This is a genomic window from Nocardia suismassiliense, from assembly GCF_900269665.1.
Lineage (GTDB): Bacteria > Actinomycetota > Actinomycetes > Mycobacteriales > Mycobacteriaceae > Nocardia > Nocardia suismassiliense.
The window spans coordinates 8,786,890-8,810,991 of record NZ_LT985361.1 but is presented as its reverse complement, the minus strand read 5'-3'; the positions used below and the strand labels follow the sequence as shown (position 1 = coordinate 8,810,991).

27 protein-coding genes and 1 pseudogene are annotated in these 24,102 nt (G+C 69.7%); 23 read left to right on the top strand and 5 right to left on the bottom strand.

From position 1 onward, the window contains the following. Positions 1–9: 9 nt before the first annotated feature. The 8 genes from DBO33_RS43745 to DBO33_RS39505 all read left to right on the top strand — a co-directional run bounded on the left by DBO33_RS43745 (position 10) and on the right by DBO33_RS39505 (position 7,597). Positions 10–1,584, top strand: coding sequence for a hypothetical protein (locus DBO33_RS43745; RefSeq protein ID WP_199856896.1), 1,575 nt, complete (start codon positions 10–12; stop codon positions 1,582–1,584). Between the two features lie 128 nt (positions 1,585–1,712). Beyond that, positions 1,713–2,579: a sugar phosphate isomerase/epimerase family protein gene (locus DBO33_RS39535; protein WP_107660987.1), complete on the top strand. Its 867-nt coding sequence runs from the start codon at positions 1,713–1,715 to the stop codon at positions 2,577–2,579. Positions 2,580–2,732: 153 nt separating this feature from the next. Continuing rightward, the gene (locus tag DBO33_RS39530) at positions 2,733–3,614 is read left to right on the top strand and encodes a thioesterase family protein (protein ID WP_107659581.1); all 882 of its coding nucleotides are present in this window, start codon (positions 2,733–2,735) and stop codon (positions 3,612–3,614) included. A gap of 22 nt (positions 3,615–3,636) precedes the next feature. Next, positions 3,637–4,473 carry a pyrroline-5-carboxylate reductase gene (proC, locus tag DBO33_RS39525; RefSeq protein WP_107659580.1) on the top strand — a complete coding sequence of 279 codons (837 nt, stop codon included), beginning with the start codon at positions 3,637–3,639 and terminating at the stop codon, positions 4,471–4,473. A gap of 170 nt (positions 4,474–4,643) precedes the next feature. Beyond that, positions 4,644–4,928, top strand: a complete 285-nt coding sequence (locus tag DBO33_RS39520; RefSeq protein ID WP_370465384.1) for a helix-turn-helix domain-containing protein — start codon at positions 4,644–4,646, stop codon at positions 4,926–4,928. A gap of 262 nt (positions 4,929–5,190) precedes the next feature. Beyond that, positions 5,191–5,292 (top strand): 30S ribosomal protein bS22, encoded by a 102-nt coding sequence (locus DBO33_RS39515; protein ID WP_003402602.1) that lies wholly within the window; start codon positions 5,191–5,193, stop codon positions 5,290–5,292. Between the two features lie 209 nt (positions 5,293–5,501). Next, complete coding sequence (locus tag DBO33_RS39510) at positions 5,502–6,575, top strand: NAD-dependent epimerase/dehydratase family protein (RefSeq protein ID WP_234391466.1); 1,074 nt, start codon at positions 5,502–5,504, stop codon at positions 6,573–6,575. Further along, positions 6,572–7,597 carry a lysophospholipid acyltransferase family protein gene (locus DBO33_RS39505; protein ID WP_107659578.1) on the top strand — a complete coding sequence of 342 codons (1,026 nt, stop codon included), beginning with the start codon at positions 6,572–6,574 and terminating at the stop codon, positions 7,595–7,597. The genes DBO33_RS39510 and DBO33_RS39505 overlap by 4 nt, the downstream gene beginning before the upstream one ends. Before the next feature lie 155 nt (positions 7,598–7,752). Here the strand turns inward: DBO33_RS39505 and DBO33_RS39500 are convergent, their stop codons facing one another. Then, positions 7,753–8,706: an HAD family hydrolase gene (locus DBO33_RS39500; protein WP_234391465.1), complete on the bottom strand. Its 954-nt coding sequence runs from the start codon at positions 8,704–8,706 to the stop codon at positions 7,753–7,755. A gap of 186 nt (positions 8,707–8,892) precedes the next feature. On the opposite strand from DBO33_RS39500, the gene DBO33_RS39495 reads away from it, so the two are divergent. The 5 genes and pseudogenes from DBO33_RS39495 (at position 8,893) to DBO33_RS39475 (ending at position 14,431) form a co-directional block, all read left to right on the top strand. Next, positions 8,893–9,153, top strand: a complete 261-nt coding sequence (locus DBO33_RS39495) for a glutaredoxin family protein (RefSeq protein ID WP_107659576.1) — start codon at positions 8,893–8,895, stop codon at positions 9,151–9,153. 249 nt (positions 9,154–9,402) lie between these two features. Further along, on the top strand, positions 9,403–10,260 hold the full coding sequence (locus DBO33_RS39490; RefSeq protein ID WP_107659575.1) for a redox-sensing transcriptional repressor Rex: 858 nt from the start codon (positions 9,403–9,405) through the stop codon (positions 10,258–10,260). Further along, positions 10,257–11,695, top strand: a pseudogene (locus DBO33_RS39485) (glutamyl-tRNA reductase). The gene DBO33_RS39490 and the pseudogene DBO33_RS39485 overlap by 4 nt, the downstream one beginning before the upstream one ends. A gap of 79 nt (positions 11,696–11,774) precedes the next feature. Beyond that, positions 11,775–12,869 carry a hydroxymethylbilane synthase gene (hemC, locus tag DBO33_RS39480; protein ID WP_107659574.1) on the top strand — a complete coding sequence of 365 codons (1,095 nt, stop codon included), beginning with the start codon at positions 11,775–11,777 and terminating at the stop codon, positions 12,867–12,869. Further along, complete coding sequence (locus DBO33_RS39475) at positions 12,866–14,431, top strand: bifunctional uroporphyrinogen-III C-methyltransferase/uroporphyrinogen-III synthase (RefSeq protein WP_107659573.1); 1,566 nt, start codon at positions 12,866–12,868, stop codon at positions 14,429–14,431. The genes hemC and DBO33_RS39475 overlap by 4 nt, the downstream gene beginning before the upstream one ends. Positions 14,432–14,548: 117 nt before the next feature. Here DBO33_RS39475 and DBO33_RS39470 read toward each other — a convergent pair whose 3' ends face one another. From DBO33_RS39470 to DBO33_RS39460, 3 genes are all read right to left on the bottom strand, one after another. Further along, on the bottom strand, positions 14,549–14,821 hold the full coding sequence (locus DBO33_RS39470) for a hypothetical protein (RefSeq protein ID WP_107659572.1): 273 nt from the start codon (positions 14,819–14,821) through the stop codon (positions 14,549–14,551). A gap of 116 nt (positions 14,822–14,937) precedes the next feature. Further along, positions 14,938–15,816: a tetratricopeptide repeat protein gene (locus DBO33_RS39465; RefSeq protein ID WP_107659571.1), complete on the bottom strand. Its 879-nt coding sequence runs from the start codon at positions 15,814–15,816 to the stop codon at positions 14,938–14,940. Positions 15,817–15,846: 30 nt separating this feature from the next. Beyond that, entirely contained in the window at positions 15,847–16,632 is a 786-nt protein-coding gene (locus tag DBO33_RS39460; RefSeq protein ID WP_107659570.1) for a hypothetical protein, read from the bottom strand. A 243-nt stretch (positions 16,633–16,875) separates the two neighbouring features. Between DBO33_RS39460 and hemB the strand changes: the two genes are divergently transcribed. The 6 genes from hemB to DBO33_RS39430 all read left to right on the top strand — a co-directional run bounded on the left by hemB (position 16,876) and on the right by DBO33_RS39430 (position 20,078). Beyond that, positions 16,876–17,853 carry a porphobilinogen synthase gene (hemB, locus tag DBO33_RS39455; RefSeq protein WP_107659569.1) on the top strand — a complete coding sequence of 326 codons (978 nt, stop codon included), beginning with the start codon at positions 16,876–16,878 and terminating at the stop codon, positions 17,851–17,853. After that, a complete protein-coding gene (locus tag DBO33_RS39450; RefSeq protein WP_107659568.1) occupies positions 17,850–18,374 on the top strand; it encodes a hypothetical protein in 525 nt (174 codons plus the stop codon). Before hemB ends, DBO33_RS39450 begins: the two co-directional genes overlap by 4 nt. A 312-nt stretch (positions 18,375–18,686) precedes the next feature. Further along, positions 18,687–19,241: a hypothetical protein gene (locus tag DBO33_RS39445; RefSeq protein ID WP_107659567.1), complete on the top strand. Its 555-nt coding sequence runs from the start codon at positions 18,687–18,689 to the stop codon at positions 19,239–19,241. Further along, complete coding sequence (locus DBO33_RS39440; protein WP_107659566.1) at positions 19,238–19,486, top strand: hypothetical protein; 249 nt, start codon at positions 19,238–19,240, stop codon at positions 19,484–19,486. Before DBO33_RS39445 ends, DBO33_RS39440 begins: the two co-directional genes overlap by 4 nt. A gap of 44 nt (positions 19,487–19,530) precedes the next feature. Further along, positions 19,531–19,770 (top strand): hypothetical protein, encoded by a 240-nt coding sequence (locus DBO33_RS39435; RefSeq protein ID WP_107659565.1) that lies wholly within the window; start codon positions 19,531–19,533, stop codon positions 19,768–19,770. Positions 19,771–19,835: 65 nt separating this feature from the next. Further along, positions 19,836–20,078 (top strand): hypothetical protein, encoded by a 243-nt coding sequence (locus DBO33_RS39430; protein ID WP_159080738.1) that lies wholly within the window; start codon positions 19,836–19,838, stop codon positions 20,076–20,078. Between the two features lie 7 nt (positions 20,079–20,085). On the opposite strand, the gene DBO33_RS39425 is transcribed toward DBO33_RS39430, so the two are convergent. Next, positions 20,086–20,469 (bottom strand): hypothetical protein, encoded by a 384-nt coding sequence (locus DBO33_RS39425; protein ID WP_234391285.1) that lies wholly within the window; start codon positions 20,467–20,469, stop codon positions 20,086–20,088. A 164-nt stretch (positions 20,470–20,633) separates the two neighbouring features. Between DBO33_RS39425 and hemL the strand changes: the two genes are divergently transcribed. The 4 genes from hemL to DBO33_RS43325 all read left to right on the top strand — a co-directional run bounded on the left by hemL (position 20,634) and on the right by DBO33_RS43325 (position 24,056). Then, the gene (hemL, locus tag DBO33_RS39420; protein WP_107659562.1) at positions 20,634–21,971 is read left to right on the top strand and encodes a glutamate-1-semialdehyde 2,1-aminomutase; all 1,338 of its coding nucleotides are present in this window, start codon (positions 20,634–20,636) and stop codon (positions 21,969–21,971) included. 551 nt (positions 21,972–22,522) lie between these two features. Next, positions 22,523–23,173 (top strand): histidine phosphatase family protein, encoded by a 651-nt coding sequence (locus DBO33_RS39415; protein ID WP_107660986.1) that lies wholly within the window; start codon positions 22,523–22,525, stop codon positions 23,171–23,173. After that, positions 23,170–23,811: a TlpA disulfide reductase family protein gene (locus DBO33_RS39410; RefSeq protein WP_107659561.1), complete on the top strand. Its 642-nt coding sequence runs from the start codon at positions 23,170–23,172 to the stop codon at positions 23,809–23,811. Before DBO33_RS39415 ends, DBO33_RS39410 begins: the two co-directional genes overlap by 4 nt. 77 nt (positions 23,812–23,888) lie before the next feature. Then, positions 23,889–24,056, top strand: a complete 168-nt coding sequence (locus DBO33_RS43325; protein WP_159080737.1) for a hypothetical protein — start codon at positions 23,889–23,891, stop codon at positions 24,054–24,056. The last annotated feature ends 46 nt before the right edge of the window (positions 24,057–24,102 follow it).

The following is a 24,102-nucleotide window of genomic DNA, read 5'->3' as shown; positions in this document are numbered from 1 at the left end:
GGCGAAATCATGAGCGACGATTCCAAACAGCTATCGGTTGCCGAGCTGCTGGCCCGCAACGGGCAGCAGGGCGCGTCTTCCGCGGGTGGCGGCCGACGCCGCCGCGGCGGTCGCGGGATCTCGGTGGCCGAGCTGACCGGTGACATGCCTGTCATCGGCAGCGGTCACTCCTCGCACGCCGCGCCCGACGCCGACGTGCCCGACGAACCGGTCTACGAGGCTCCGGCCTACGAACCGCCTGCGCCGGAACCTGTCTCATACGCGCCACCCGCGCCGGACCCCGCGGCCTATTCACCGATCTCCGGGCCGATCTCGATGTACGACCCGCTCGCCGCGTACGCCCCGCCCGAGCCGGCCGCCGACCCGTTGCCGGGCCGATCCAACCGGGTGATGCCCGGCCGGGAGATGCCGGCCTCGCGGCACGGTGCCCCCGCCGATCCGCTGTCCTCGCGCACGCCGGTCGACGACCTGTACGCCCCCTCGCCGAACCCGTATGCGCCGTCCCCCAATCCGTACGCCCCGTCGCCCAATCCCTACGCGAGCGACCCGGTAGCCGACGAGCCGCCGCGCTCCGGTCGCCGCCGCAGGCAGGACGACCACGACGACGCCACCACCGAGGTGCGCCCGCTGCGTGAGGTCGCCGCGCCCGACCAGGGCGGGCGGGGCGCGACCAACGGCCGCGCCGAGCGCAACGGCGCCACCGGTGGCCGCGCCGCCCGGCGTCGCGCCGCCGAGGCCGAGGCCGAAGAGGCCGCACCGTCGACCGCCGCGTGGTCGCCGTCGGCCGCGGATTACGAGCCCGAACTGCCGGAGTCGCGAGCCACGGCACCGTGGGCGCCGACGCCCGAGCCGCCGCCGGAACCACCGCGAAGAGCACCACAGCGCAACGGATCTGCCGAGGGCGCCCTGCCCGCCTGGTCGGCGCGAAGACGCAAACCCGATGCGCCGCAACGCAACGACCCGCCGCCCGAGGTCGAGGGTATTTCGACCGCCGCCTGGTCGCTGGCCAGTCAGGACCAGCAGCTCGTTTCCGGCCAGACGGTCGCGGGCGATCTGCTGCGGGACGGTGTCGAGCGGGCCGAACGCGCGGGCGCCGAACGCGCGGCCGACGCCGCCGGACGGGGCAAACGCGGTCGCGGCAAACGCGATTCGGGCCGTGCCCCGGTCGATGAGCTCGAGATGTACGACGGCAAAACCGATTTCTTCGAGCCGGTCGACCTGGACGCCGAGCACGACCTCGACGACCTCGACGAGGACGAGCAGTCCGAGCACGCCACGCCGCGCCGGTCGGCCCGGGCGGCCAGGAAGGCCGAGTACGACGCCAACCGCCGCCAGTGGATGATCCTGGGTGGTCAGAGCACCGGCGCGGCCGTCGCGGGCATGCTGCTGTTCAAGGGTTTCGAGCGGATGTGGGAGATGCTCCCCTGGGTGGCGCTGGCCCTGGCGATGATCGTGATCCTCGGTCTGGTGGCGCTGGTACGGATCCTGCGCCGGACCGACGACGTGCTGAGCACTGTGATCGCGGTCGTCGTCGGCGTCTTCGTGACGCTGGGACCGCTAGCCTTTCTGCTCAGTACGAACTGAGGCAGGGAGCGCCAGTGGGGAAAACCGGACAGGCAGACCAGACCAGGGTGCACCGCGCCCCCGCTGCCGGGGCGCGACCCGCGGCGGTCGCGCCGGGGGAGTCCGGGGGTGCGCCGGATCGGCGCCAGATCCTCGTCGGGCTCTCCACCGCGTCGGTGTACCCGCAGAACACCGAGGCGGCCTTCCGGTACGCGGCCGAACTCGGTTACGACGGCATCGAATTGATGGTCTGGGCCGAACCGGCGAGCCAGAGCATCGCCACCGTGCAGTCCTATGCCCGCAAGTACGGCGTGCCGGTGATCGCGATCCACGCGCCGTGCCTGCTGATCTCGCAGCGGGTGTGGGGCTCGGACCCGGTCGCCAAGCTCGAACGCAGCGTGCGCACCGCCGAGGCGCTCGGCGCGCGCACCGTGGTGGTGCATCCGCCGTTCCGCTGGCAGCGGCGCTACGCCGAGAACTTCGCCGACCAGGTCGCCGAGCTCGAGGAACACAGTTCGGTCATCGTCGCGGTGGAGAACATGTTCCCGATGCGGGCCGACACCCTCTTCGGGCGCGGCGCCCGGTCGGTCAAGCGGCTGGAGCGCCGGGGCGGGCCTGGCGTCGGGCTCACCGCGTTCAGTCCGTCCTATGACCCGACCGACACCGGTTTCGAGCACTACACGCTCGATCTCTCGCACACCGCCACCGCGGGTGCGGATCCCCTCGCGCTGGCCGCCCGGATGGGGCAGGGCCTGGCGCACCTGCATCTGGCCGACGGCCGCGGCGCCGCGCACGACGAGCATCTGGTGCCCGGCGAAGGCACCCAGCCGTGCGTCGAGGTGTGTGACACGTTGGTACGCAACGGTTTCGCCGGTCAGGCGGTCGCCGAGATCAACACCCAGAACGCGCGGACCACGCAGGCCCGCGCGGCCATGCTGCACCGCACGCTCGCCTTCGCGCGGTTGCATCTCAACGGCCAGACCGCGCCCGCGCCGACCACGGCCCGGCACGCCTGATTCGGCGCCACGCCTGATTCAGTACTGTGACGCACATCGCCGCCGTCCGGCCAAGGGGAATGCGCATGCCGAGCCCGCTCGTTCTACGCTGTACGAACGCCGCGTATCACTAAGCCTGATCGCCGACGCGGCCGCTGGACGACAGGAGTGACGATGACAACGGAGCTGGGTCTAACACAGGTCACCGCGACCGATGCCCCGTTCAGCCAGGTACTCACGTTGACCGAGTTGGCCCCGAATATCCCCGATACCGGCCGCTACCTGGGCACCATCGGCAAGACCTGGACGATCGGCAAGAAGGTGCACGGCGGCACCATGGTCGCGGCCAGCGCGTCGGCGGGCTTGAAATGGTTGCGTACGGCCGATCCCGCGCTGGCCGACATGGCGCCGATCGTCGCCAGCTCCGACTTCCTCGGCGCACCCGATCCGGGAGATGCCGAATACGAGGTGCACATCCGCAAGATCGGCCGCCAGATCTGCCTGGCCGATGTGAACCTGATCCAGAACGGCCGCACCCTGGTGCGCACCGCCCTCACCTTCGGCCACCTCGACGACGCCGAGCCGCGGTTCGCGCGCGAACACAGCGACATGCCGGTCGAACCGCCGGCCGACGCGGTCGGCTACGAGCCGGGCTCGCCGATGGGCCGGGTGGTGCACGTCGGCCAGGCCGCCGAGCTCTACATCGACCGGGAGTGGGCCCGCTTCCTCGACGGCGAAACCGCCGAACCGCGACTGCGCCTGTGGATGCGCCCGCGGCCCGCCGACGAGCAGGACCCGGACGTCGCCACGTTCTTCGCGATGATGGCCACCGACATCAGCCCGCCGGTCCCGTACAACCTCGGCCACTTCGGCTGGTCGCCCACCGTCCAGATGGTCAGCTTCCTGCGCCGCAAACCCGCCCCCGGCTGGCTGCGCGTCATCGCGACCACCCACGAGGTAGGCGGCCGCATGTTCGACGAAGACCAGCTGGTGCTCGACAGCACAGGTGCCGTGGTAGCCCAGAGCCGCCAGCTGGCGCTGATTCCGCAGCGATGAGCGCCGTCTAGCCTTAACCCCCATGACGAGAATTGCGGTTATCGGTGGCGGGCGCATCGGGGAGGCGCTGATCGCGGGTCTGCTCGAATCGGGGCGGCTGGCAAAGGACCTGGTTGTCGTCGAGACCTTTCCGGAGCGCGGCGCGCAGATCGCCGAGCGTTTCGGCGTGCGGGTGACCGATTCGGTGGCCGATGCCGCGGTCGGCGCGGACCTGCTGGTCGTCGCGGTCAAGCCGGCGGACGTGGACGCGGTGATGACCGCGCTGGGCAAGGCCGCCCTCAGCGACGATCCGAGCGTGGGCAACGATCGGGACCAGATCCTCGTCTCGCTGGCCGCGGGCGTGCCGACGGCGCGGCTGGAGGCGAAGCTGCCCGCCGGGTTCCCGGTGGTCCGGGTGATGCCGAATACCCCGATGCTGGTCGGCCAGGGCATGAGCGTCATCGCACCGGGCCGGCACACGCGAGCGCCGCAGCTGGAGCTGGTGACCGAGGTGCTGGGCGCGGTCGGCAAGGTGGTGACCGTCGCGGAGTCGCAGATGGACGCGGTCACCGCGGTCTCCGGTTCGGGGCCTGCCTACTTTTTCCTGGTCGTCGAGGCCATGGTGGACGCGGGCGTCGGGCTCGGCCTGACCCGCGAGGTGGCCACCCAGCTGGTGGTGCAGACCATGGTCGGCGCGGCGGCGCTGCTCGACGAGTCCGAGCAGAGCGCGGTGGAGTTGCGGGCCGCGGTCACCTCGCCGGCGGGCACCACCGCCGCCGCGATCCGCGAGCTCGAGCGTGGCGGGGTCCGTTCGGCCTTCCTGGAGGCGCTGCACGCCGCGAAGCAGCGTTCTGCCGAGCAGGGCACCGCCGCGGACTAACAGCGCGCGACCGGTTGGTTTCCGAAGGGAAAAGCTGATTTCTCACTCCCGTCGCAGTAACACCACTGGTCCCGCTAAGCTTCAAGGAGCACGTGCGTGTCTGTTCCGCCGGTGGGGAAGCCGGCGGCGCGGACGTGCCGGAGGTCAATGGTGCAATGATGTCTAACAAGATGTCTGCAAGTAGCTCAGGAAGTTCGAGTGGCTCAGGTCCCTCAGGCGCCCGGGCTGGTTCCCGGACGCAAGGTGGTTCCGGGTCGCAGGGTCAACCCATGCTCGGCGGCACTCAGTTCCTCACGGTCGCCGAGGTGGCGAGCCTGATGCGAGTGTCCAAGATGACGGTGTACCGGCTGGTGCATTCCGGTGAGTTGCCCGCAGTGCGGGTAGGTCGTTCGTTCCGGGTGCACGCCAAAGCGGTGCACGACTATCTGGAGACGTCCTACTTCGACGCCGGATGAACAACTGATCCGACCGCGCTCCACGGGGTGCGGCCCGCCGACGGACCGAGTCCGGCGGCGTTGGATCAGGCGGTTTCGAAGCTAGCTGGACGTGCCGGTACGATGGACCCTCGGTTCGTGTTCGCCCGCCGGTGGCATCACTTTGTGGTGTCCGGTGGTACCCGGCGGCGCGGACACTGGGCGTGAGGCTTGCCGAGCGACCGGTCAGTTGGCGTACGTGTGTAGCGTGCGCGCCGAGTAGAGAGACGCGAGGAACAACCCTATGGGTTCTGTGATCAAGAAGCGCCGCAAGCGCATGTCGAAGAAGAAGCACCGCAAGCTGCTTCGCCGCACACGCGTGCAGCGGCGCAAACTCGGCAAGTAAGCGCTGCGCGTCAGCTCGAAGGCCCGTCACCAGTAGGTGGCGGGCCTTTTTGTTTGAAATGCTGAATTTTGAAACTACGCCGTGTATCAGGTGACCGAAGTCATCGTTAGATCCTTGTTAATCCCAACGGAACCCGTGAACGCAGCGGCTACCCTAGGAACCGGGGAAATAAATGAAATGGGGGCTTGCCAAGGTGGGATGCGGTGCCGGTGGCTTCTGACGCTCGAGACGGACACACGCCGAAGGTCGTGCTGGTGACCGGTGCCAGTCGCTTCTTCGGCGGCAACGTGGTCGCTCGTCTCGCGCAGGATCCCGACATCGAACGCATCATCGCCGTGGACACGATGACCCCGAGCCGAGAGTTGCAGCGGCGCATGGGCCGTGCCGAATTCGTTCGCGCGGACATCCGAAATCCGTTGATCCGCAAGGTGATCGATGGCGGTGCGGTGGACACCGTGGTACATGCCGCGGTGCTGGCGAGGCCGCCGGCCGGTGCCGGGCGACCGGTGATGAAGGACCTCAACGTGCTCGGCGCGATGCAATTGTTCGCGGTGTGCCAGAAGGCGCCGACGGTGCGCACGGTCGTCGTGCGTTCCTCATCGGCCGTGTACGGCTGCAGCGCGAAGGACCCCGCGAAATTCACCGAGGAAATGAGCGCGCGCACCCCGCCACGCGGTGAGTTCGCGCGCGACATGATCGACATCGAAGGTTTTCTGCGCGGACTGGGGCGACGCCGCCCGGATATCGCCACTACGATTCTGCGGCTGGCGCCGATTGTCGGGCCGCGGCTGGCCGGCCGCGGCGTGCAGTATCTGCGTTCACCGATCACGCCGACGGTGTTCGGCCGCGACGCGCGCATCCAGCTGCTGCACGAGGAAGACGCGGTCGCCGCGCTGGCGCATGCCGCGCTGACCGGTCGCGGCGGCACCTACAACATCGCGGGCGACGGCGCGCTCGCCCTGTCCCAAGCGGTCCGGCGGGCAGGCCGGATCGAACTACCGGTGCCGTTCGCGCTGTTCCGCACCGCGGGCCGGGTGCTGATGGGTCCGGTGATGCGCGAATTCTCCGGCGAACAGCTCGACTATTTCCATTTCGGTTGTGGCCTGGACACCACCCGGATGCGGGCCGAACTCGGGTTCGTACCGCGCTGGACCACGGTGCAGGCCTTCGACGACTTCATCGGGGGCGCAGCGTTGCGGCCCGTAGTCGATCCCGCGTGGATCGATGCCGCAGAGAACAAACTGCTCGGCCTGCTCGGGGCCGGTACGGGAGCACAGCAATGAACGACGTAGCGAAAGTCATCCACCTCCACGACGTGCAGGACGAGGTGCGCCATCGGCCGACCGCGCGGCGCTGGCCGGAGCCGGTACACGGCGAAGCGCCCAGCCCGGTGACCTCGCTGACCGAACGCTTGGCGGCCGCCGAACCGTCTGCGCCACAGTCGTTGTCGGACCTGGTGCGCGGCGCCATCGGCAAGCAGATCGGCAAGACCGCCGACTTCGCCCGCCGCCGGATCACCGGCGACTACCAGGTCGACGAGTTCGGTTTCGACGAGCACCTGCTCGAATCGGTGCTGTTGCCCGCGCTGCGCCCGATGTCGGAGCTGTGGTTCCGGGTGCAGGTCAGTGGCATGGAGAACATCCCGGAGGTGGGCGGCGCGCTGATCGTGGCCAACCACGCGGGCACCATTCCGCTGGACGGGCTGATGCTGCAGCTGGCCATCCACGACCGGCACCCGAAGCAGCGGGCGCTGCGCCTGCTGGCCGCCGACCTGATCTTCGAAACCCCGGTGCTCGGTTCGCTCGCCCGCAAGGCGGGGCACACGCTGGCCTGCCGCGAGGACGCCGAACGATTGTTGCGCTCCGGCGAGCTCACCGGTGTCTTCCCGGAGGGCTTCAAGGGCGTCGGCAAGCAGTTCGCCGATCGCTACAAGCTGCAGCGGTTCGGTCGCGGCGGTTTCGTGGCCGCGGCGGTGCGCACCGGCGTGCCGATCATCCCGTGCTCCATCGTCGGGTCCGAGGAGATCTACCCCAAGCTGGCCGATCTGCAGCCGCTCGCCCGGCTGCTCGGTTTGCCGTATTTCCCGGTGACGCCGCTGTTCCCGCTGCTCGGCCCGCTGGGTGCGCTGCCGCTGCCGTCGAAGTGGTACATCGAGTTCGGCGCCCCCATCCCGACCACCGGCTACGAGCCGGAGGCGGCCGACGACCCGATGACCATGTTCGAGGTGACCGACCAGGTCCGCGAGACCATCCAGTCGACGCTCTACAAGCTGCTGACCAAGCGCCGCAACCCTTTCACCGGCTGAGGCGCTCGTGATCGTTTCGGGAACGGAGTCGACCGGCACCGGACCGTAGCGACCCCGTTGGTCCGGCGAACGCCGGGCACCAGTCGGTAAACCCCTCGGCCGCACTGGTTTCCGGCGTTCGCCGGACCGCCGGGTGCGCTACCGCTTGCGGCGGTTCAGTGGTCGCGGCGGCGGGTGACCGCGGCCGCGACGGCGCCGCCGGCCGCGCCGAGCGCCAGGGCCGTCGGCACGCCGATCTTCGCGGCCTTGCGGCCGGTGCGGAAGTCGCGGATCTCCCAGCCCCGGTTCTTCGCCACTTCGCGCAGGTCCGAATCGGGGTTGATGGCGACCGCGGTGCCGACCAACGACAGCATCGGCACGTCGTTGTGGCTGTCCGAGTACGCGGTACAACGCTTGAGGTTCAACCCTTCTCGGATCGCCAGCGTGCGCACCGCGTGCGCCTTGCCGAGCCCGTGCAGGATGTCGCCGACCAGTCGTCCGGTGAAGGTGCCGTCCACACTCTCGGCCACCGTGCCGAGCGCGCCGGTGAGCCCGAGCCGCTTGGCGATCACCTGGGCCAGCTCGACCGGGGTCGCGGTGACCAGCCAGACCTGCTGGCCCGCGTCCAGGTGCATCTGCGCGAGCGCCCTGGTGCCGGGCCAGATCTTGTCGGCGATGATCTCGTCGTAGATCTCCTCGCCGAGCGCGGCCAGTTCGGCGGTGGGGCGCCCGGCGATGAACGCCAGCGCCTTCTCCTTGCCGCTGACCATGTCGGAGCTGTTCTCCCGTCCGGTGACCCGGAATTTGACCTGCTTCCAGGCGACATCGACGAGATCGGAAGTCTTGAAGTACTTGCGCGCGGCCAGACCTCGGGCGAAGTGCACGATCGACGCGCCCTGCACCATGGTGTTGTCCACATCGAAGAACGCCGCCGCGGTCAGGTCGCGCGGCACCTCGGGGCCGGTCTCGTCCACCTCGGCCAGCGCCAATTCGGCGTCGTGCAACGACAATGCGGCGTCCGCACTGGCCTCACCGGCCAGATTGGCCCGCAGCTCTTCCTCGCTGGGGCCGAAGGGGCTGCGCGGGATGCGGGCCAGCTGATCCTGCAGACCCTGACCGATCGGGCCCAGATTCCACCGCGCCGGAAACTCGCCGAATCGTCCCGCGATGAATCCGGCCCTTGCCACCTTCGATCGTTCCGGCACCAGTACCTCCGCCCGTCGCGCGAACCACGTCCACAGTAACCGGGTCGGCCGACAGTCAGCGCAGTACCTGGCACACCGATCCCGGCGTGGCGAGGGGATTTAATATCCGCCATGACCAATCCCACACCTTCGGTGACCCTGTTGACGAGATCCGGCTGTGGCCTGTGCGCGACCGCGCTGGACCAGCTGCGGGTGATCTGCGCCGATTACGGCATCGAGCCCGCAACCGTGGATGTCGACGCGGCCGCGGCCACCGATCCCGGCCTGCGCGCGGAGTTCGGTGACCGGTTGCCGGTAGTGCTGCTCAACGGTCGTGAGCACAGCTATTTCGACGTTGACGAGGCCCGATTGCGGGCCGACCTGAGCCGCTGACCGGTAGCGATGACTGTCCGTTTCCGCCGCAGCGCTGGTCGCGGCGGAAAATGAGGCCAATTTCACCGACTTTGTGAAGGGCTGCACAAGCAGTTACGGTGGTGGCACGCGGACCCGCTTGCCGAGGCTGCGGGCCCACCGCGTAAAGACACAGCATTCCGACACTTCGACCATGGCACCGGACCGTCCCGGGTCAGAGGTCCAGCGACGAACCGTAACCCGATCGGGCCGGAACGAGGAGCCGACGACGTGACAGAGCAGCATGAGGCGCCGGGCGGCGTCTCCGGCAGGGCTCTGCAGAAGGACATCCCGCAGGCCACCGTCGCGCGACTGGCGACCTATCTCCGGGTCCTCGCCACGTTGGCCGACGAAGGTGTTGCCATCGTATCGAGTGAGGAACTCGCTGTCGCGGCGGGTGTCAATTCGGCGAAGTTGCGCAAGGACCTTTCCTTCCTCGGACCCAATGGCGTACGGGGTGTCGGCTATGACGTAGCCAGGTTGCGGGCAAGGATCGAGGATGTGCTCGGCCTGTCGCAGGGACACCGCGTGGTGCTCGTCGGCGCCGGGAATCTCGGCCGGGCGCTGGTCGGCTACGGCGGGTTCCAGCGGCGTGGCTTCACCGTGGTCGGCATCTTCGACAACCACCCCGAGGTGATCGGCCTGCCGGTCGCCGGTTTGGTGGTGCGCGACGTCGCCGGGCTGGCCGAGGCGGTCGCCGCGCTCGAACCCACCATCGCGGTCATCACCGTGCCCGACGACGCGGCCCAGGACGCCTGCGACCGGCTGGTCGCGGCGGGGCTGCAATCCATCCTGAGCTTCGCGCCCTGTGAGCTGATCGCCCCCGCGACGGTCGAACTGCGCCGGGTCGATCTCGCGGTCGAACTGCAGATGCTGTCGTTCGAGCGAGTGCGCAACGCGGACAACACGTCCGAGGCTCCGGCGAACACCGAGGCCACGCGCCCCGCCGCGGGCAGGCTCAGCCGCCGCGCGCCCACCGCGCACACCTCGGCGATCCATCAGGCACTCAAGCATTCGGCAGCCGCGCATACGGCGTCCTCGCATACGGCAACGGAGCCAAGCAGCAAGGGATCGGTGGTTTCTCCATGAGCGTACTTCTGGTCGGGATTTCGCACAGGAGTGCGCCCGTCTCGGTGCTGGAAAAGGTTGCCATCACCGACGCCGACCGGCCCAAGCTGATCGACCGCATGCTCACCTCGAGCCACGTCTCCGAGGCGATGATCGTCTCCACCTGCAATCGGGTCGAGGTCTACGCCGTAGTCGACGCCTTCCACGGCGGTCTCGCCGAGGTCGGCGACCTGCTCACCAAGCATTCCGGGTTGCCGCTGCCCGATCTGACCAAGCACGCCTACGTCCGCTACAGCGAGGCCGCCGCCGAACACTTGTTCGCGGTGGCCAGCGGCCTGGATTCGATGGTGATCGGCGAGCAGCAGGTGCTCAGCCAGATCCGCGGCGCCTACGCCTCCGCCGACGCGCAGCAGGCGTCGGCCGGACGCTGCACGAGCTGGCCCAGCACGCGCTGCGGGTCGGCAAGCGGGTGCATTCGGAGACCGGCATCGATCGGGCCGGCGCGTCGGTGGTCTCGGTGGCGCTGGATCGCGCGCAGCACGTGCTCGGCCCGCTGGCCGGGCAGACCGCGGTGGTGGTCGGCGCCGGTGCGATGGGCAGCCTTGCGGTGGCGCATCTTTCGCGGGCCGGCATCGGCCGGATCATCGTGGTGAACCGCACCATGGCGCGGGCCGCGCGGCTCGCGGAGACCGCGGGCAGCTACGGCGTCGCCGCCGAGGCGATGGAGCTGTCCAGGCTCACCGAGGCGATGGCCCTCGCCGATGTGGTCATCACCTGTACCGGCGCGGTCGGCAACGTGGTGACGCTGGCCGACACCCACCGGGCGTTGACCGAGCGCGAGCGCGGCCTCGAATCCGCCACGGCGGAGCGGCCGTTGGTGTTCTGCGACCTCGGCCTGCCCCGTGACGTCGAACACGCGGTGGCCGGACTGCCCGGCGTGACGGTCATCGACATCGAGACCTTGCAGCGCGATCCGGCCGCGGGCGCGGCCGCCGACGACACCGCCGCCGCCCGCGCGATCGTCGCCGACGAACTCGCCAAATACCTGACCGGCCAGCGCATGGCCGAGGTCACCCCGACCGTCGCCGCGCTACGCCAGCGCGCCGCCGAGGTGGTCGAAGCCGAACTGCTGCGGCTGGATTCGCGGCTGCCCAGCCTGGCCGATCCGGAACGCGACGAGGTGGCCCGCACGGTGCGCCGGGTGGTCGACAAGCTGCTGCACGCGCCGACGGTGCGGGTCAAGCAGCTGGCCTCCACGCCCGGCGGCGACAGCTACGCCGAGGCGCTGCGCGAGCTGTTTGAGCTGAAACCGGGTGCGGCGCAGGCGGTTGCCGCGCCGATGGAGATCACCGCGATCGGCGACCACGCGGGCATCCTGCTCACCGACGCCGATATCGCGCTGGCCGACGACTTCACGGCGAGCCACCGCGCCGACGAACAGGGGCACCCGGCATGAGCGCGCGGGGCGAACGAACCAGCGGCACCGTGCGACGAAAGGCCGACATGGCCGCGCCGCGCACCCGTGAGGTGCGGGCATGACACTCGTGCAGGAAGAGGACAACGTGACGGCAGGCAGCACCGGTGCGCCGTGGCGCATCGGTACCCGAGGCAGCTTGCTCGCGCTCACCCAGTCGGCCACCATCCGCGACGCGCTGATCGCCGCCGGACACGAAGCCGAGCTGGTCGTGGTCAAGACCGCCGGTGATCTGTCGTCGGAACCGGTGCAGCAGATCGGCGTCGGCGTATTCACCTCGGCGCTGCGCGACGAGCTGGCCGCAGGCGCCATCGACATCGCGGTGCACTCCTACAAGGACCTGCCGACCGCCCAGGACCCGCGCTTCACCATCGCCGCCATTCCGGTCCGGGAGGATCCGCGCGACGCGCTGGTCGCCCGCGACGGCCTGGTGCTCGGCGAGCTGCCCGCGGGTGCCCGCGTCGGTACCTCCGCGCCGCGGCGCGTCTCGCAGCTGCGGGCGCTCGGTCTCGGCCTGGACATCGTGCCGCTGCGCGGCAACCTGGACACCCGGCTGCGCAGGGTCAGCGAAGGCGAACTCGACGCGGTCGTGGTCGCCAGAGCGGGCCTGGCCAGAATCGACCGGCTCGACGCGGTGACCGAGGCCTTGGAGCCGGTGCAGATGCTGCCCGCGCCGGGCCAGGGTGCGCTGGCCGTCGAATGCCGCAGCGACGACAAAGAACTCATCGAGGTGCTCACCGCACTGGACGATGCCCCCACCCGCGCGTCGGTCGTTGCCGAGCGGGCGTTGCTCGCCGAACTGGAGGCGGGCTGCACCGCGCCGATCGGCGCGCTCGCCGAGGTGGTCGAGTCGATCGACGAGGACGGCCGGATCTTCGACGAACTGTCGCTGCGCGGCTGCGCGGCCGCCGTCGACGGCTCCGATGTGCTTCGTGCCTCGATAGTCGGAGCGCCTGCGAATGCGGATGAGCTCGGCCGCGCGCTGGCTCGCGAGTTGCTCGATCTGGGCGCGCGCGAATTGCTCAGTGTCACCGAACAATCCAGCGCCTCTGAAGGGCTCAGCGCCCTCGAACCGGAAATCGGTTCGGATACACAGGCGGTGAATGCGCCCGCCCGAGACTTCACCCAACCCAGCCCAATGGAGAACAACCAATGAGCGGTCGAGCTACCAAGAAGCATCCTGGTCGGATCCTTTTCGTCGGGTCAGGTCCCGGGGACCCGGCGCTGCTCACCGTGCGCGCTCGCGAGGTGATCGGGCGCGCGACGCTCGCCTTCACCGACCCCGACGTCGACAAGGGCGTGCTCGCCCTGATCGGGACCGCGGTCGAGCCCGGCGCCGACGGTGAGTCTTCGGTCGACGTGCGGCCCGCCCTGGGCGAGCCCGCCGAGGTGGCCAAGACGCTGATCGCCGAGGCCCGCAACGGCCACGACGTGGTTCGCGTCGTCGCCGGTGACCCGTTGACGACCGATTCGGTGATCGCCGAGGTCAACGCGGTGACCCGCTCGCACATGGTGTTCGAGGTGCTGCCCGGCCTGCCCAACGGCTCGGCGGTGCCGAGTTACGCGGGCATCGCGCTCGGCTCCGGGCACACCGAGGCCGACGTGCGCGGCGAGGGCGACTGGGCCGCGCTGGCCGCCGCGCCCGGACCGCTGGTGCTGCACGCGACCTCGGGCCACCTGGCCGAAACCGCGAGTGCCCTGGTGGAGCACGGCATGGCGCCGCAGACCCCGGTCGCGGTGACCGTGCGCGGCACCACCCGGCAGCAGCGCACCATCGAGGCCACCCTGGCCACGCTGAACAGCGCCGCCTCCGAGCTGGTCGGTCCGCTGGTGGTGACCATCGGCAAGGTGGTCGCGGCGCGCTCGAAGATGTCCTGGTGGGAGTCGCGGGCGCTGTACGGCTGGACCGTGCTGGTGCCGCGCACCAAGGATCAGGCGGGCGAGATGAGCGAACGGCTGGTCACGCACGGCGCCATTCCGATGGAGGTGCCGACGATCGCGGTCGAGCCGCCGCGCAGCCCCGCGCAGATGGAGCGCGCGGTGAAGGGCCTGGTCGACGGCCGCTACCAGTGGGTGGTGTTCACCTCCACCAACGCGGTGCGCGCGGTGTGGGAGAAGTTCGCCGAGTTCGGTTTGGACGCACGGGCTTTCTCCGGCGTGAAGATCGCCTGCGTCGGTGAGGCCACCGCGGACAAGGTGCGTTCGTTCGGCATCAACCCGGAGCTGGTGCCCAGCGGCGAACAGTCCTCCGAGGGCCTGCTCGCCGACTTCCCGCCCTACGACGACGTTTTCGATCCGGTGAACCGGGTTCTGTTGCCGCGCGCCGACATCGCCACCGAGACGCTGGCCGAGGGCCTGCGGGATCGCGGCTGGGAGATCGACGATGTCACCGCCTACCGCACGGTGCGGGCCTCGCCGCCGCCCGCGGAGACCCGCGAGATGATCAAGACCGGCGGTTTCGACGCCGTGCTGTTCACCTCGTCCTCCACGGTCCGCAATCTGGTCGGCATCGCGGGCAAGCCGCACACGCGCACCATCGTCGCGTGCATCGGCCCCAAGACCGCCGAGACCGCCATCGAATTCGGTCTGCGGGTCGATGTGCAGCCCGAGGTCGCCCAGGTCGGTCCGCTGGTCGAGGCGCTGGCCGAACATGCGGCCCGGCTCCGCGCCGAGGGCCTGCTGCCCCCGCCGCGGAAGAAGAGCCGCCGCAGCCGCTGACCCGCTCTGCTCACCCTGCCCGTACCGAGTTCGATACGGGCAGGGTGCTTTTCGCGACGCCATAGCCCGGGACCGACGGCGTCCGGTGCGGATACCGCCGGCCCGATCAGCGGTGCCTCAGTACCGCTTGCGCATCAGCGTGCGCACCATGTTGCAGGTGGTATCGGAGGGTGGGCGAACGCCGACGACCTCGGCGGTGTGCCGAATCCGCTTGTTGTTGGCGTTGCTCGGGTTGTAGACCCCCGAATCCAGCAGGGCGATGGTCAGGCGCATCGCCTTGAGCTTGCGGTTGTGGCGGACGTACCACGACCGCGGCCGCCCAGCGGGCAGCGGCTTCTTCTCCAGCGGTGTGTAGGGACGATCGATGAGGACGGTCTTCGTCGCGGGCACAGGCTTCCCTCCCGTTGCGATCGGGGACTCGGCGAGCCCCCTCGAACACTCCTTCGATTATATCGAAGGGCACCGACAAAAACCGCTGGCCGCAACGGTTTTGGCGAACCCGATCGTCAGATGTCGTGCAGCAGGTGCAGCGACTGCGGATGGCCCAGCGCGGCGGCGCGTTCCAGCAGTTGCCTGGCTTCTTGCTGGGCCGGTGTCCGGCCGGTGGCGATCGCCGCGGCCGCGCGCAGGACGCCCGGCTCGCTCAGATCGCCTGCGAACGGAGCGGCATCCTGCTCGCGCAGGAACAGGGCGAGATGGAACATCGAGTCGGGGTCGCCGGCTTCGGCACCGCGCCGCAACCAGTACTCGCCCGCCGCGGTGTCCTCGTGGTCCAGATGCAGTGAGCCCAGAATGGCCATGGCGTCGGTGCGCCCGCGCCGGACCGCCTCGGTGAGCAGCTCGACGGCCCGGTCCAGTTCGCCGCGCCTCGCCATGTAGAGGCCCAAAGTTCGCATGGCCGTGGGGTTTCCGGCCTGGGCGGCGCGCTCGTACCACTGTTCGGCCTCGTCGTTGCAACCGCGTCGATTGGCGACAACGCCCATGTTGCACAACGCTTCCGGCGACCCGGCCTCGGCCGCGGGCCGCAGCCATCGTTCGGCGTCATCGATCTTGCCGCGCTCCAGATGCAGCAATCCGAGGTGCAGGCCCGCACCGGGACAGCCCGCGGCGTCCGCCGCCACCAGCCAGCGCACCGCCTCGGCGATCCGGCCGTGCGTGCCGAGCAGCAGCCCGAGATCGGTCATGGCGGCCGCGCTGCCGCGCTCGGCGGCCGTGCGGAACCAGTGCTCGGCGCCGTCCAGCTCGTCCGCCTCGCGCAGCAGGTGCGCTAGCTGCGCCATGGCGCCGAGGTCGCCGCGCTCGGCCATGGCGCGCAGCGTGTCGAGCCTGCGCTGGTGCGCGGTGGGCACCGGATCGGGCCGGGCATCCGGCGCAGGCGATGTCATGACGGAGCGGTTCGGGTCATCGCGGACCTTTCAGGCCGGATCGGGCGTGCCGTGCCGGTAACCGTTGGCGTCGGCGTACTCGGCGAGCTGGGATTCGTAGCTGCTCAGGCTGTCGAGCAACCAGGTATCTCCAGTGTCCTTCACCACCACGATCGGCCCCTTGGTGCCCGGCTCCAGCACCGGCGAGGTGCCGTCGGCGTACCAGGACGTGGTCGACCAGGGAAAGACGAACGCCCAGCCCACATCGGAGACGTGCCCCTGCGGTCCGAGCTGGAACGGATCGGCAGGCGTGGCGAACCGCGCGCTGTGCTGCGCGAGCAGATGCCTTGCGCTGTTGCGGGCCACCCGGATGTCCATCGGCCCGGTCGTGGTGTTCGGGAACGGCAGCGTGGCGTCGGGTATGGCGCTCAGCTGCCACCCGGCGGCGGTGGAGACCTGACACGGCCTGCTCTGCAGGCGCAGGAAGATGGTGTGCGCGGTGTCGGAGAAACGCAGCTGCACGGTGGCGTCCTCGGTGTGCCCGACCAGGTGCCTGCCCAGGCTCTGCGTCATCTCGCGCTCGTCCGGTGTCATGCCGAGGTCGTCGAAGGCGCGCCGCGCCACCGTCATCAGCTCGGGCTCGGCCAGCTGCCGGGCGATGAACTCGACGCGGAAGATCTGCCCGGTGGCGTCGGCGGCGCGCCAGGCGCGCAGGGTCGTCGCCGGTGGTGTGAGTCCACCGGTGAGCACCGGCCACCAGTCCGACAGTAGGACCGCAACCCACGACTCGAAGTCGGCGGCTCGGGCCAGCGAGATTTCGGTGTGCGGTTCGGTCATGCTGTCCCCCAGGGGGTCTCGCCCTCTTGTCGGAGTATGCGCCATCGGCCTGCGCGGCATGTGTGATTTCACACACCGTTGCCCCCGTACTCGGGCTCGGCGGGCCGGTGTGTGCATGCCGGGCCCGCGGTCGAGCCGTTGTCGTGGCGAAACGGCGGACTCCGTCCCGGCGGATCGAGCTGCCTCGCGCGCGAGGTGACGGGCGCTCGCGACCGCGCCCGGCGCCGGGCGTATCGTGCGGTTATGACCGGATTGGACCGCCCACGGCGGTTGCGCCGTACCCCCGCCATGCGTCGTCTCGTGGCCGAAACCACGCTGGAGCCACGGCAATTGGTGCTGCCGATGTTCGTGGCCGACGGCCTGGAAGAGCCACGGGAAATCAGCTCGATGCCCGGCGTGCAGCAGCATTCGATGGATTCGCTGCGCAAGGCCGCCGTCGAAGCGGTGACCGCGGGCGTCGGCGGGCTGATGCTGTTCGGCGTGCCGCGCCACGAGGACAAGGACGCCACCGGCAGCCAGGCCAGCGATCCGGACGGCATCCTGAACCGCGGCCTGCGCGCGCTGGCCGACGAGGTCGGCGACTCGACGGTGCTCATGGCCGACACCTGTCTCGACGAATTCACCGATCACGGGCACTGCGGGGTACTCGGGCCCGACGGTTCGGTCGACAACGACGCCACCCTGCACCGCTACGTCGAGATGGCGCTGGCCCAGGCCGCCGCGGGCGCGGACCTGCTCGGCACCAGCGGCATGATGGACGGCCAAGTCGGCGCGATCAGGCGCGGCCTGGACGCGGTCGGGCGCACCGACACCGGCATCCTCGCCTACGCCGCCAAGTACGCCTCGGCGTTCTACGGCCCGTTCCGCGAGGCCGTCGCCTCGTCGCTGGAAGGCGACCGGCGCAGCTACCAGCAGGACCCGGCGAACCGCCGCGAGGCGATCCGCGAACTCCAGCTGGACCTGGCCGAGGGCGCGGACATCGTGATGGTCAAGCCGGCCATGTCCTACCTGGACATCCTGCGCGACGTCGCCGACCACTCCACCGTTCCGGTCGCGGCGTACCAGATCTCCGGCGAGTACGCGATGATCACCGCCGCCGCCGAACGCGGCTGGATCGATCGGCGCGGCGCCATCCTCGAGTCGCTCATGGGGATCCGGCGGGCGGGCGCGGACATCGTGCTCACCTACTGGGCGACCGAGGCCGCACACTGGTTGTCGTGACGAACCCGCCGAGACCGGTCGGCACCGCGCCCACCCCCGCGCCGATGCCGGTGGATGTCGGTACCGCCCGGCAATTGTGGTGGGGCGTGGTCGGATTCGGCGTCGTGCAGCTGATCGCGTCGGTGCTGGCCGCGCTGCCGCAGCGGCGCACCTTCGCCCAGCAGGTCCTCGACCAGGCCAAGGAGCAGGACCCGCACGTCACCCTGGCCAGTGCCGAGCTGATGGTCACGCTGGTCTACGTCATAGCGGTGTTCCTCGGGCTCGGCGTCGCCGTGCTGGCGCTGCTGATCGTGCACCAATTCGCGCGCGGAAAGCTGTGGGCGCGCACCTTGCTGACCGTGGTCGGCGCGTGGCTCGTGGTGATCGGCGTCGGCGCGTTGTTCGCGTTCAACTCGGTGACCAGCGCCGCCTCGCTGGTGGCCGGCGGCGCGGCGATCGTGCAGGCGGTGCTCGCGGGCGGGGCGATCTACCTGGCGCACCGCCCGGAACCGACCGCTTATTTCCAGATGAGCCGCCGGTGAACGGTTGGCGCCCGAATTTGTCGGGGCACGGCCGGCATGTATCGTGAGGGTTGTCACAGTGGACATGGGAACCGGTAGTTGTTTGTCAGACGTTGTCTTACCTCGCGTAGGGAAATCCGTCAGATGGCTCCGGGGAATCGGAGGCATCGGTGCGAGTGGTGATCCAACAGCCGCAAAGCATTCGGCGGGAACTGGCCGTGTTGAGCCTGCTGATCCTGTTCGCGGTGCTCACCGTCGCCGTGCTGTTGTTGCCCGGTCTCACTCGCTGATTCCGCGCTCCGCCTTGCCGATTCGTGACGCTGTGGGCGTCGCGTGAGCAAGGCGCTCGACGATTCCGGCGTGCTGTTCGCCGAGCCGGGTGCTCGGTGGCGCACCGTGGCCTACGGCCCCATTCTGTGTCTGATCATTTTCGTGCTGGAAATCGCGACCGGTAGCTCCGTGCACTGGTTCGCTCTCCTGTTCTGTGGCTCGCTGATCGCCCTGTTCGTGGTGCTGCAGGTGACCGCCGGCCGGCGGCACGTCAGCGTCGAACTCACCGAGGCCACGCTGCGCGACGGCACCGAGACACTGCCGCTTAGTTCGATCGATGCCGTGCTGCCCGAACGCGATGAAGACTCCTGGGACGACGAGGACTGGGAATCGGCGCGGGCGCTGGGGGAGTTGAGCGGCGTGCCCCGACGGCGCACCGGCATCGGGTTACGGTTGTCCGACGGCAGCCTGGTGCAGGCGTGGGCGAAGAACCATCGAGCACTGCGGGCCGCGTTGACCACGGCGATCGGCCAAGCCCCCGAAACCGATCCGCCGCCGGACGATTCGGCACCGGAGACCGCCGCCGACCAGCACAGCGAGAAGGGAACGGACCGTTGAAGACATCGATCACGGTGATCGCCGTCGAACTCGGTGTGGTGCTGCTCGGCCTCGTCGCCGCAGTGCTGAGCTGGCGCAACGGCATCCAGACCAGCACCTTCGCCGCGCTGGGGGAGGCGCCGGAGTTCGTCGCCACCCGCTACGTCGCGCCGTGGTTGCTGCTCGCCGCGGTGCTGCTCGCGATCGCCGGGTTGTTCGCCATCGACGCGGTTACCCGCGCGGTGCGCGTTCGCCGGCGCCGCTGACCGCCGCACCGTTTCGGCCCGCCGATCGCGGGAACATCGAAACCATGAAACCCACAGTCACGGTCAAGCGAACGCTCCTCGGCGCCGCCGCCGCGGGCCTGATCGGCGCGGCAACGGTGACCCCGGCGGTCGCGGCACCCGCCGAGGTTTCCCCGGCCGCACCGGCCGCGGTGGTGCCCGTTTTGGTGCAGACCCCGCCGTCGCCGTTGCTGCACGCGCTGCCCGCGCCGCTGGCCTGCCTGGCGACCACTGGCTTCGCGCTCTGGTGCATCGGCATTACCTGACAACAATCCCGCTGCGGCCGTTAGTATTTCGGCCGTAAACCTGTGTCTACCAAGGATTGGGATTGATGAACCGGCTTGCTGTGAAAGTCTGTGCCGCACTGGCGATATGCGCCGCGATCGGGATCGGTGCCGCGCCAGCGGGTGCGAACCCCGGACTTCCGCTCGAGCCCGCGGCCGCGGTGGACACCGCGGTGAGCCCCGTGGACGCGCCGGTGCTGGTGCCGGACTCCGGCTCCGCGGGCCCGTACAACACCTTCATGTGTTACCTGCACACCGTGTCCGCACAGGCACCGTGCATGTACAGCTGAGCCTGGCTCAGCTCCAGTTCTGATAGACGTCGAGCACGCGGCCGTTGCGGGTACCCGGGGCGTTCAGGAACAGGGTGATCGTTCCGTCGGAATGATTCGCCGCTTCCACGATCGTCTGCCGCAACGACGCGTGCACGCCGCCGTTCTCATCCTTGTAGATCGCGGTATCGGCCTTCAGGCCCACGCCGATCCGGTTCAGCGGCACGAACATGGTGACCACCGCCGGAATGGGACCGTCGGCGACCATCCTGGTCTCCTCATGACTCAGCTGCACGCCGATCCGATCGGGCTGTGCGACCGGTTCCACCGCCGCGGCCGAACCGGCGCCGAACGCGACGGTCGCACCGACGAGCGCGGTGGATACAGCAGCACTGAACATGGCAAACCGCATAGAAATCCTCCGGGGCAGATGAATGGTGACGCCCGAGATTACGCACCAGCAATCTCAGGGCGATCGAATACGGCGTAAACAGTGCCCCGGCGTGTTGCGGTCTGCGTCACCCCCACTACACCCTGTCGTCGACCCGATCCGAACGGGCTGAGACACTGGAGGTCGTGAGTTCTTCTCCGCGCGTGACCAGCGCATCGGTGCCGGTTTCCGCCCAGCTCTTCGACCGGGCATGTTCGGTGATTCCCGGCGGTGTCAACTCGCCGGTGCGTGCCTTCAACTCTGTCGGTGGCACACCGCGATTCATCGCGTCCGCGCACGGTTACACCCTCGTCGACGCGGACGGCAACGAGTACGTCGACCTGGTGTGCTCGTGGGGCCCGATGATTCTCGGGCACGCGCATCCCGCGGTGGTCGACGCGGTGCAGCGAGCCGCGGTCGGTGGCCTGTCGTTCGGCGCGCCGACCGAGGCGGAGATCGAACTGGCCGAGGCCATCATCGAGCGCGTCGCCCCGGTGGACCGGGTGCGCCTGGTGAACTCGGGCACCGAGGCCACGATGAGCGCGGTGCGGCTGGCGCGCGGCTACACCGGCCGCACCAAGATCATCAAGTTTTCCGGTTGTTACCACGGCCATGTGGACGCGCTGCTCGCGGACGCGGGCTCCGGCGTAGCAACCCTCGGGCTGCCCACCTCGCCCGGCGTCACCGGCGCGCAGGCGGCCGACACCATCGTGCTGCCCTACAACGATCTCGATGCCGTCGCCGCCGCGTTCGCCGCGCACCCCGACTCCATCGCGTGTGTGATCACCGAGGCCGCCGCGGGCAACATGGGCGCGGTGGCGCCGCTGCCCGGCTTCAACGCGGGACTGCGCAAGCTGACCGCCGACCACGGCGCGCTGCTCATCATGGACGAGGTGATGACCGGCTTCCGGGTGAGTCCGGCGGGCTGGTTCGGCCGCGAGGGCGTCGCAGGCGACCTCTACACCTTCGGCAAGGTGATGAGCGGTGGCCTGCCCGCCGCCGCGTTCGGTGGCCGCGCCGAGATCATGAACCACCTCGCCCCACTCGGCCCGGTCTATCAGGCGGGCACGCTCTCCGGTAACCCGGTCGCCGTCGCCGCGGGCCTGGCTACGCTGCGTGCGGCCGACGACGCGGTGTACGCCGCACTGGATCGGAACGCACAACGGCTCGGCGCGCTGTTCGGCGAATCGCTCAGCGCCGCAGGCGTCGAGCATCAGGTGCAGTTCGCGGGCAATATGGTGAGCGTGTTCTTCGCCGAACGCCCGGTCACCGACTACGCCGCCGCCAAGGCCAGCCAGACCTGGCGCTACCCCGCGTTCTTCCACGCACTGCTCGACGGTGGCGTGTACGCGCCGCCGAGCGCGTTCGAGGCGTGGTTCGTGTCCGCGGCGCTCGACGAGGACGCGTTCGACCGTATCGCCGCCGCCCTGCCCGCCGCCGCACACGCGGCCGCGGCCGCCACTCCCGAAGGATCCCGCGCGTGAGCTCCGATCACGATCAGCCCGATGCCGACAAGCGCGAGCTAGAAAAGTCCGCCACTGATTCCGCCGACGCCGCGGGCACTGCCGACGCAGCCGCGGTCGAGGCGGGCATCGATGCCGTCGCCGCCGATTCGGATGCAGCCGGGTCTGTTGCCGGGTTGGGCGCCGCACCGGTCGCGGAGACGAGGCCCGCCTCAGATGCGGTCATTTCGGGCGTTGCCGGAGCAGCTGCCGCGCCGGTCACCGAGACCGGTGCCGCGTCGGCCGGCGAGAGTGCCGCTGAGTCGGCTGCGGCCGGGTCTGTTGCCGGGATGGGCGCAGCGCCGGTCGCCGACTCGCGTGTTGTCGAGTCGGACGGGGAGCCGTCCACCGGGTCTGTTGCCGGACTGGCTGCGGGGCCGAGCGCCGACTCCGCCGCCGAGTCGACCGTCATCGACGCGGGCGCGCAATTCGCCGCCGCCGCATCGGGTTCGGCCGATCGCATTCCGGCGGTCGAGGAAAACGACAGTGCCGCAACACCTTCCGAGTCGAAGGCGACGCCGCGGGAAGCGCCGCTGCACGATGGTGGCACCGCGCCGGTGGAGACGATCGTGCACGTGCTGCGCCACGGCGAGGTGCACAACCCGAACGGGATCCTCTACGGCAGGCTGCCCGGGTTCAGCCTGTCGGTGGCGGGCCGGTCGCAGGCCGGTGCCGTCGCGCGGGCGCTGGCCGAGCACGATATCGCCGTGGTGATCGCCTCGCCGCTGCAGCGAGCCCAGGAAACCGCGGAACCGATTGCGGCACAACATCATCTGCTCGTGCGCACCGACGAGAACCTGATCGAGGCGGGCAACACCTTCGAGGGGCTGCGGGTCTCCGTCGGCGACGGTGCGCTGCGCAAGCCGCGGCACTGGTGGAAGCTGCGCGATCCGTTCACCCCGTCCTGGGGCGAGCCGTACCTGCAGATCGCGCACCGCATGCTGGCCGCGGTGAACAAGGCGCGGGTGGAAGCGGCCGGGCGTGAGGCGGTGCTGGTGTCGCATCAGCTGCCGGTCTGGACGCTGCGCCGGTTCCTGCAGGGCCAGCGGCTCTGGCACGACCCGCGCCAGCGCCAGTGCTCGCTCGCGTCGCTGACCTCGCTGGTCTACCAGGGCGACACCCTCGTCGACATCGTTTACTCCGAGCCCGCCGGTGGTTCGGATCCCTCGGTACACGGCGCATGATCGGGTGCACCGCCTCCACTGAACCGCCTGCCGGATCGGCCCGGCGGGTCGTTCCGGTACTGCTGGCCTGCGTCGCCCTGGTGGTGACGCTGGCAGGCTGCTCGGGCGGTAAGGACGCGGTGGCCTCCGGCGGCACCTTCGAATTCGTCTCGCCCGGCGGCAGGACCGAAATTTTCTACGACCCACCGAGTTCGCGCGGCACCATCGGCAAGCTGGCCGGGCCCGATCTGATGACCGAGGGCAAAACTACCTCGGTGCAGGATTATCCGGGCAAAGTCGTGGTACTCAATCTGTGGGGCCAGTGGTGCGGACCCTGTCGCGCGGAGGCGCCCGCGCTCGAAAAGGTCTACGCCGCAACGAAAGACAGCGGTGTCGCCTTTATCGGCATCAATGTCCGTGACCCGCAACAGGACAAGGCCCAGGACTTCGTCGTCGACAACAAGGTCGGCTACCCGTCCATCTACGACCCGTCCATGCGCACCCTGCTGGCCCTCGGTGGCAATTTCCCGACCAGCGTCATTCCCACCACCCTGATCTTGGATCGTCAGCATCGCGTCGCCGCGGTGTTCCTGCGCTCATTGCTGGCCGACGATCTGCAACCGATTGTTCAAAAAATCGCCTCGGAGGAAGCACAGTGAATCGCGATCGTCGTACCCGTACCCTGCGTGCCTGTCGCCCTCGGCAGGGCGCCCGCCGAATCGGCGGTGCCTGGGCCGTGGACGACCGATGGAAGGGCATCGCCACCGTGCCGCGCAGCGTCGCGGCGGACTCGCTGCTGGACTTCGGCGTGCTGTTCGAGTCGACCGAGCCCACCGAGCAGCGCGTCGTGCTGCGCGGCGACACCGAACCGGCCGAGCAGGCGCCGGAGGGTGAGGCCGGGTGAGTCCCCGCGTGACACCGGTGGCCCGGTCATGACACCGGTGACCGGG

What these genes read in the sequence shown, in the direction of transcription:
- DBO33_RS39495 (WP_107659576.1), top strand. Translation starts at nt 8,893, where the DNA reads ATGACCAATCCCACACCTTCGGTGACCCTGTTGACGAGATCCGGCTGT.
- proC (WP_107659580.1), top strand. Translation starts at nt 3,637, where the DNA reads ATGACGAGAATTGCGGTTATCGGTGGCGGGCGCATCGGGGAGGCGCTG.
- hemC (WP_107659574.1), top strand. Translation starts at nt 11,775, where the DNA reads ATGACACTCGTGCAGGAAGAGGACAACGTGACGGCAGGCAGCACCGGT.
- DBO33_RS39460 (WP_107659570.1), bottom strand. Translation starts at nt 16,632, where the DNA reads ATGACCGAACCGCACACCGAAATCTCGCTGGCCCGAGCCGCCGACTTC.
- hemB (WP_107659569.1), top strand. Translation starts at nt 16,876, where the DNA reads ATGACCGGATTGGACCGCCCACGGCGGTTGCGCCGTACCCCCGCCATG.
- DBO33_RS39505 (WP_107659578.1), top strand. Translation starts at nt 6,572, where the DNA reads ATGAACGACGTAGCGAAAGTCATCCACCTCCACGACGTGCAGGACGAG.
- DBO33_RS39515 (WP_003402602.1), top strand. Translation starts at nt 5,191, where the DNA reads ATGGGTTCTGTGATCAAGAAGCGCCGCAAGCGCATGTCGAAGAAGAAG.
- DBO33_RS39530 (WP_107659581.1), top strand. Translation starts at nt 2,733, where the DNA reads ATGACAACGGAGCTGGGTCTAACACAGGTCACCGCGACCGATGCCCCG.
- DBO33_RS39465 (WP_107659571.1), bottom strand. Translation starts at nt 15,816, where the DNA reads ATGACATCGCCTGCGCCGGATGCCCGGCCCGATCCGGTGCCCACCGCG.
- DBO33_RS39475 (WP_107659573.1), top strand. Translation starts at nt 12,866, where the DNA reads ATGAGCGGTCGAGCTACCAAGAAGCATCCTGGTCGGATCCTTTTCGTC.
- DBO33_RS39430 (WP_159080738.1), top strand. Translation starts at nt 19,836, where the DNA reads ATGAACCGGCTTGCTGTGAAAGTCTGTGCCGCACTGGCGATATGCGCC.
- DBO33_RS43745 (WP_199856896.1), top strand. Translation starts at nt 10, where the DNA reads ATGAGCGACGATTCCAAACAGCTATCGGTTGCCGAGCTGCTGGCCCGC.
- DBO33_RS39425 (WP_234391285.1), bottom strand. Translation starts at nt 20,469, where the DNA reads ATGCGGTTTGCCATGTTCAGTGCTGCTGTATCCACCGCGCTCGTCGGT.
- DBO33_RS39435 (WP_107659565.1), top strand. Translation starts at nt 19,531, where the DNA reads ATGAAACCCACAGTCACGGTCAAGCGAACGCTCCTCGGCGCCGCCGCC.
- DBO33_RS39410 (WP_107659561.1), top strand. Translation starts at nt 23,170, where the DNA reads ATGATCGGGTGCACCGCCTCCACTGAACCGCCTGCCGGATCGGCCCGG.
- DBO33_RS39520 (WP_370465384.1), top strand. Translation starts at nt 4,644, where the DNA reads ATGTCTGCAAGTAGCTCAGGAAGTTCGAGTGGCTCAGGTCCCTCAGGC.